Origin of the sequence: Kitasatospora sp. NPDC052868, assembly GCF_044547105.1 — a bacterium.
Classification (GTDB): Bacteria; Actinomycetota; Actinomycetes; order Streptomycetales; family Streptomycetaceae; genus Kitasatospora.
This window is the reverse complement of the sequence record NZ_JBITZW010000012.1, coordinates 22,663-30,041: the sequence shown is the minus strand read 5'-3', so window position 1 is coordinate 30,041 and position 7,379 is coordinate 22,663. Positions and strand designations below refer to the sequence as shown.

Genomic DNA, 7,379 nt, shown 5'->3' with positions numbered 1-7,379 from the left:
GCGGCCGGGCCCGGTCCGGAGGCGGCCCGGGGAGCGGGTGCGTGGTGCCCCGCCCCCCGGGCCGCCCGGCCGTCAGCTCCGGTGGACCCGGACCTTCACCTGGCCGCCGTCCGCCACCGCGCCGACCAGCGTCGGCTCCGGGGCCTCGGCGTAGGCGACGGAGGTGGCCAGCACCTCCGCGGCCAGGAACGCCTCGTGGGCCTGCACCGCCGCCAGCACGTCGTCCGAGGCGTCCAGGGTAAGCGCGATCCGCTCGGACACGTCGAGGCCGGCGTCGCGGCGGGCCTGCTGCACCAGCCGGACGACGTCCTTGGCGAGGCCCTCGGCGGCGAGCTCCGCCGTCACCGCGGTGTCCAGCACGACCAGCCCGGTGCTGTTCGGCAGGGCGGCGCTCTCGTCCGGGTCGGAGGCGACCAGGCGCTCGGTGAACTCGCCCGGCAGCAGCTCGATCCCGGCCGCCGTCACCCGGCCCGCACCGTCCTGGGTCCACTCGCCCGCCTTGACCGCGCGGATCACCTTCTGGGTGTCCCGGCCCAGCCGCGGTCCGCAGGCCGAGGCGTTGACCGCCAGCTCGAACCGGCCGTGGGTGTCGACGTCGGTGGTGAAGAGCACCTCCTTGACGTTGATCTCGTCGCGCAGGATGTCGGCGAACGGCTCCAGCCGGGCGGCGTCGGCGGCCGCGACGGTCAGCCGGGCCAGCGGCAGGCGGACCCGCAGGCCGCGGGCCTTGCGCAGCGACAGCGCGGCCGACGCGGCCTGGCGCACCCGGTCCATCGCCGCGACCAGCTCGGGGTCGTGCGGCAGTTCGTCGCCGGCGGGCCAGTCCGTGAGGTGCACCGAGCGCCCGCCGGTGAGCCCCCGCCAGAGCTGCTCGGTGGTGAGCGGCAGGACGGGCGCGGCCACCCGGGCGGTGACCTCCAGCACGGTGTGCAGGGTGTCGATGGCGTCCGGGTCCGCGTCCCAGAACCGCTTCCGGGACCGCCGGACGTACCAGTTGGTCAGCACCTCGGCGTGGTCGCGGATCCGCTCGCAGGCGCCGGCGAGGTCGAGCGCCTCCATCGCGGCGGTGACGTCGTCGACCAGCGAGGCCGTGCGCGCCAGCACGTACCGGTCCAGCACGTCGGGGCTGTCCGTGCGCCGCACGCCGCGCCGGCCCGCCGCCCCGGCGTAGAGGGAGAGGAAGGACCAGGTGTTCCACAGCGGCAGGATCGCCTGGCGCACGCCCTCCCGGATGCCCTGGTCGGTGACCACCAGGTTGCCGCCGCGCAGGATCGGCGAGACGAACAGGAACCAGCGCATCGCGTCGGAGCCGTCCCGGTCGAACACCTCGTTGACGTCCGGGTAGTTGCGCCGGGACTTCGACATCTTCTGGCCGTCGTCGCCCAGCACGATGCCGTGGGCGAGCGCGGAGGAGAAGGCCGGCCGGTCGAACAGGGCCGTCGCCAGCACGTGCAGGGTGTAGAACCAGCCGCGGGTCTGCCCGTTGTACTCCACGATGAAGTCGCCGGGGTAGTGGTCCTCGAACCACTCGGTGTTCTCGAACGGGTAGTGCACCTGGGCGAAGGGCATCGCCCCCGACTCGAACCAGCAGTCCAGCACCTCGGGGACCCGGCGCATCGTCGAACGCCCCGTGGGGTCGTCCGGGTTGGGCCGGGTCAGCCCGTCGATGTGCGGCCGGTGCAGGTCGGTGGGGCGCACGCCGAAGTCGCGCTCCAGCTCGTCCAGCGAGCCGTAGACGTCGGTCCGCGGGTACCGCGGGTCGTCGGAGACCCAGACCGGGATCGGCGAGCCCCAGTACCGGTTGCGGGAGATGTTCCAGTCCCGGGCGCCCTCCAGCCACTTGCCGAACTGGCCGTCGCGCAGGCTCGAAGGCACCCAGTCGATCTGCTGGTTGAGCTCCACCATCCGGTCGCGGACGGTGGTGACCCGGACGAACCAGGAGTCCACGGCACGCTGCATCAGCGGGTTGGCGCAGCGCCAGCAGTGCGGGTACGGGTGGTCGTGGGTCTCGTGGCGGAGCAGCACACCGGAGGCGTGCGGGGCCCCGTCGCGGAGGTCGCGGATGATGGTCTTGTTGGCGTCGAAGATCTGCATGCCCGCGTACGGGGCCACGTCGGGGGTGAACTCGCCGCGGGTGTCGACCGGGATCACCACCTCGATGCCGGCCTCGTCGGTGACGGCCTTGTCCTCCTCGCCGAAGGCCGGCGCGAGGTGCACCAGCCCGGTGCCGTCCTCGACGGTCACGTAGTCGGCGGCCAGCACCCGGTGGGCGTTCTCCCGGCCGGTCAGGAAGTCGAACGGCGGGGTGTAGGAGAGCCCCAGCAGGTCGGCGCCCTTCAGCCGGCGCAGGACGGTCGGCTCCTCGCCCAACTCCCGGGCGTAGTGCGGGACCCGGGCCTCGGCGAGGACGTAGCGCCGCGCGCCGCGCTCGGCGTCGGTCTCCACCAGCACGTAGTCGATGTCGGGGTGGACGGCGACGGCCAGGTTCGCGGGCAGCGTCCACGGGGTGGTGGTCCAGATCAGCGCGTAGGCCCCGTCGAGCGCGTCGTCCGACCCGGCGTCCGACCCGGCTGTGGTCCCGGCTGCGGTCCCGCCGGTGCTCCAGGTCGTGGAGAGCCGGAGCCCGACCGTGACGGCCGGGTCCTGCCGGTCCAGGTAGACGTCGTCCATCTTGGTCTCGGTGGCCGACAGCGGCGTCTCGCAGCGCCAGCAGTACCAGAGCACCCGGAAGCCCGAGTAGACCAGGTCCTTCTCCCAGAGCTGCTTGAACGCCCACATGACCGACTCCATGTAGGAGAGGTCGAGGGTCTTGTAGCCGTGGTCGAAGTCGACCCAGCGGGCCTGGCGGGTCACGTACTCGCGCCACTCCGCCGTGTACCGCAGCACCGAGGAGCGGCAGGCGTCGTTGAAGGCCGCGACGCCCATCGTGTCGATCTCGGACTTGTGCTTGATACCGAGCCGGCGCTCCGCCTCGACCTCCGCGGGCAGCCCGTGGGTGTCCCAGCCGAACCGGCGCTCGACGCGCCTGCCGCGCATCGTCCGGTAGCGCGGCACCGCGTCCTTGACGTACCCGGTCAGCAGATGGCCGTAGTGCGGCAGGCCGTTGGCGAACGGCGGGCCGTCGTAGACGACGTACTCGTTGCTCCCGTTCTCGCCGGCCGGGCGGGCCTCGACCGATGCCGTGAACGTGTCGTCGGCCGCCCAGAAGTCGAGCACCTCGCGTTCGAGCGCGGGGAAGGAGGGATGGGCCGGGACAGCGGGGTAGGCGGTGCCGGGACGGTCGTCCATGGTGTAGCTCCTCGTGCAGCGGGATCGAAGCTTGCTGGCACGGGGACGACGGCCCGGTCCGGGACGCCGCGGTACCACCCCGCTTGCCGCCCACGGATGGGCGACCTCTCGTAGGCGGCTGTGACGGGCCGCACCCGTCCGGTTCTACTCCGGGCCTTTTCGGGTCCGTTTCTTCCGGAGGCTCCCCGGTGATGGCCGGATCGACGCCAGTGGGACTTTTCAGTTGTCGTGGAACCGCGCGACTCCAGGGGCCGGAAATCACCCGGCCAGGCCTTTCGGGAGGCCGTGGCCGACCGCTCGGATCGGCCGGATCGAATTCCCGGAATTCCTGCGCACAGGCTACCCCATGGCCCGGGCCCGGCGTCGCGGCTTTTCTGCTGACGGACCGACAGAACAGCGTTGAGCTGGGTATTTTTGTCCCACCTCAGACCGCGTAGGAGTTCGCCTGCCGCCGGTAGAGCTCGGCATAACGGCCCGGTGCGTTCATGAGTTCGTCATGGGAGCCCTCCTCGACAATGGTGCCGCCGTCGAGCACGACTATCCGATCGGTCATGCGGACGGTGGAGAACCTGTGCGAAATGAGAATCGCTATTCCGCCGCGGTCCGCGATCATTTCCCGAACCTGCTGGGCGAACCGCTGGAAGAGTTCGTGTTCGGCCGCCGGATCGATCGCGGCGGTCGGCTCGTCCAGAACGAACAGGAGCGGGTCGCGCCGCATCAGGCCGCGGGCGACGGCGAGCTTCTGCCCCTCGCCCCCGGACAGCTCGACGCCGTCGAACACCGGCCCCAGCTGCGTGTCCGGACCGTCGGCGAGCCTGTCGACCAGCGCCGTGGCACCGGCCCGGTCGATCGCGGCGCGGACCGCCGACGGATCGTCGATCCGGGGCAGGTCGCCGAGCCCGACGGCCTCCCGGACCACGGTCTGGAACCGGGCGAAGTCCTGGAACACCGCCGTGCACCGCGCGGACCACTGCGCCGGGTCGAGCTCGGACAGCGCCGTCCCGTCGATCAGGATCCGGCCGGACGTCGGTTCGGCCAGCCCGGTCAGCAGCTTGACCAGGCTGGACTTCCCGGCGCCGTTGAGGCCGACCAGGCCCACCACCGTGCCCGGGGCGATCCGCAGGTCGACACCGTCCAGCACCGGGCGGTCGGAGCCGGGGTAGCCGAAGGTGACGCCCCGGAGCTCGATGCCCCGGGCCAGCCGGTCCGGCGGCGCTGCGCGGCCCCGTCGGGCCCGGGCCGCGTACTCGGTGAACCAGACGTAGTGGTCGATCGTGCGGGCGCTCTCGGTGAGCCGACCGGCCCCGTACACGGCGATGGCCACCTGCTGGGTGAGCTGGCCCATCAGCGAGATCAGCATGACGATGTCCGCGGGCGTGGCCCGGCCCTCCTCGCGGAGCCGGACCAGGGCCGCGAAGGCGGCCGCCATGGCGGCGAAGAAGCAGACCCAGCCGGTCAGTTCCCACCGCAGGCCGCGGATCCGGGCCCGCGACTCGGCCCGTCCGGCCCCCGTCCAGAGCTCCGCGGCACGCCGGTCCAGCTCGACCGCGCTGCCGGCCACCCGGACGTCGCCCGCGGGCCCCGGGCGGGTGCAGAGTTCGTGCAGCTCCCGCTCCAGCCGGGCCGCCGGGGCCGAGGCGTCCCGGGCCTCCCGGACCAGCCGCCGGGCCCGGGAGGTGCAGTAGAGCATCGGCGCGGCCGCGAGCATCACCGCGGGGAGGAGCGGATCGACCTGGGCCAGCAGCCAGACCCCGAGCGCCAGCCCCAGGACCGCCCCGGCCGTCTCGGCGGCGAACCAGCAGGTCTCGGCCATGTCCCGGGTGCCCTGCCGCAGCCGCGTCAACCGGTCGGCGAACTCCGGGTGTTCGAGGTGCGCGATGGTCGGCACGCCCGCCGCCGCGGCCAGCACCTCCTGGTCGAGGTCGCGGGCGACCAGCTCGCCCAGGTCCGCGCAGCGCAGCTGGCGCAGCCTGGTGAGCGCGCTCTGCGCGGTCATCACCGCGACGCCGAGCGCGGCGGCCGCCAGGACGGCGGAGGTCGAACCCCGCCCGGCGCCCTGCACGATCCAGCGCTGCGCCGCCGCCGTGCCGGCCAGCGAGGCCGAGGCCGCCAGGATCAGCAGGGCGACCAGGACCACGCCGCCGCGGTCGGCGCGCAGCCCGAGTGCGAACAGGTGCCGCGCGGTGCGCAGTCGCTTGGTCATGACGCGGCCGCCCCGGTGTCGAAGTGGTCCGACTGGAGCCGGAAGAGGGCCGCGTAGACGCCGTCGCGGTCCAGGAGGTCGGTGTGCCGGCCGGACTCCACGATCCGCCCGTCACGGAGGACGACGATCCGGTCGGCGTGCCGGAGCGTGGAGAGCCGGTGCGAGATCAGCACGGCGGAGGCGTCCCCGATGGCGGTGACGACCCGCTGGAAGAACTCCGTCTCGGCCCGGACGTCGAGATTGGCGGTCGGCTCGTCGAAGACGACCAGGCGGCGTCCGTGCGCCACCCCGTACAGGGCGCGGGCGATCACCAGGCTCTGCCACTGGCCGCCGGAGAGGTCCCGGCCGGCCTCCCCGCCGCGCCACAGCACGGTGTCGAGCCCGTCCGGGAGGGTCTGCAGCAGCGGCCCGGCGCCGGCGCGGTCGAGTGCCCGCAGGACGGCGGCATCGTCGGCGGGCCGCTCGGGCGCGGCCAGCGCGACGTTGTCGCGCAGCGACGCCGGGTACCGCAGGAAGTCCTGGAAGACCACGGCGATCCGGCGGCGCCAGTCCTCGATGTCCAGCTCCGTCAGATCGGTGCCGGCCACGGTGATCCGGCCGCGGGTCGGGGTGTGCAGGCCGGCCAGGAGCTTGATCAGGGTGGTCTTGCCCTCGCCGTTGGCCCCGACGACGGCCAGCACCTCGCCCGGGCGGATCTCCAGGTCCAGGCCGTCGAGGATCTTCCGGGACGCGCCCGGGTATCCGAAGGAGACGTCCTCGAAGCGGACGGCGCCCGCGACCGGTCCGACCGCGGGCGCCGCCTCCTGGCGGGGCGCCGGGCGGGCGTGTTCCAGCCGGTCCAGGGCCCGGACGGCGCCGAGGCCGTGGGCCAGGTCCAGGTCCTGGCCGAGCAGGACGCCCATGCCCCAGACCGTCATGGCCGCGACCAGGCAGGTCGCCAGCTCGCCGGCGTCGAGCCGGCCCGCGGCGGCGGCGACGCCAGGGACGACGAGGGCGCAGGCGGCGGAGAGCGCGGTCAGGGCGACGGGCGCGGTCTGCCGCCGGACGACGACCCGCCGGGCGGCCCAGCGGACCGACATCCACGCGTGGTGCTCGGCCCGGCGGCGCTCCACGATCCAGCCGGCCAGTCCGAACAGCCGGACCTCCTTGCCCGCCGTCGGGCCGGCCGCCACCTCGGACCAGTACTCGGTCTTCCGTTCACCGGGGATCGCGTCGTCCTCGACCGCCACGAGGTGGACCCACTGCCTGCGGACCACGGCCCGGTTGAGCATGGTCACCACCAGCAGCGGCAGGGCGAGCAGGGGCAGGTGCCAGGCCAGGACGGCCGTCGCCGCGACCGTGCCGACGAGCCGGGCGAGGAGGTGCACCTGCCCGGTGGTGGCCGTTCCGGCGGACCGGGTGCGCCAGGTGAACCCCAGGTCCGTGGCCCGGGCGGCATCGGCCATGAAGCCGGGCTCCGACAGGTGGCTGATCTCCCTTGGAGCGGTGGCCAGTTCGCGGATCCGCCGACGCACGCCGCCGTCGATGGCCCAGGCCACCCGCTGCTCGAAGATCTGCTGGACGGTGGAGGAGGCCTGGAACAGCAGCATGGTGGCGAGGAGGCCGCCGAGTGCGAGGAACGCCTCGGTGGTGCCGGTCGAGCCGGTCGGTTCTCCGGCCCGGGCGACGGCCCCGACCAGTCGGCCGGCCGTCATCGCGGTCAGCGGGGCGGCCAGCACGAGCAGCCCGGCGGCCGCGAGGAGTCCGATCCGGTCCCCGCGCCGGGCCAGGCCGAGCAGTCGTAACAGTCGCCACCGTTCGCGGATCAGCCCGCGCAACGGGTCCGCCCCAACCCCACCCAAGGAGACCCTCCCGCCCCGTGAACGCTCACGTGATCGATCACGGGATT

Annotated in this window: 3 protein-coding genes; all 3 read right to left on the bottom strand. The window is 73.6% G+C overall.

Features of this window, described 5'->3' with window-relative positions:
- Nucleotides 1-72 precede the first annotated feature (72 nt).
- The 3 genes from ileS to ACIGZJ_RS21340 all read right to left on the bottom strand — a co-directional run bounded on the left by ileS (nt 73) and on the right by ACIGZJ_RS21340 (nt 7,332).
- Nucleotides 73-3,288, bottom strand: a complete 3,216-nt coding sequence (gene ileS, locus ACIGZJ_RS21350; RefSeq protein WP_396458678.1) for an isoleucine--tRNA ligase — start codon at nt 3,286-3,288, stop codon at nt 73-75.
- 424 nt (nt 3,289-3,712) lie between these two features.
- Nucleotides 3,713-5,491 (bottom strand): ABC transporter ATP-binding protein, encoded by a 1,779-nt coding sequence (locus ACIGZJ_RS21345; protein ID WP_396458677.1) that lies wholly within the window; start codon nt 5,489-5,491, stop codon nt 3,713-3,715.
- Complete coding sequence (locus ACIGZJ_RS21340; protein ID WP_396458676.1) at nt 5,488-7,332, bottom strand: ABC transporter ATP-binding protein; 1,845 nt, start codon at nt 7,330-7,332, stop codon at nt 5,488-5,490. The genes ACIGZJ_RS21345 and ACIGZJ_RS21340 overlap by 4 nt, the downstream gene beginning before the upstream one ends.
- Nucleotides 7,333-7,379: the final 47 nt, after the last annotated feature.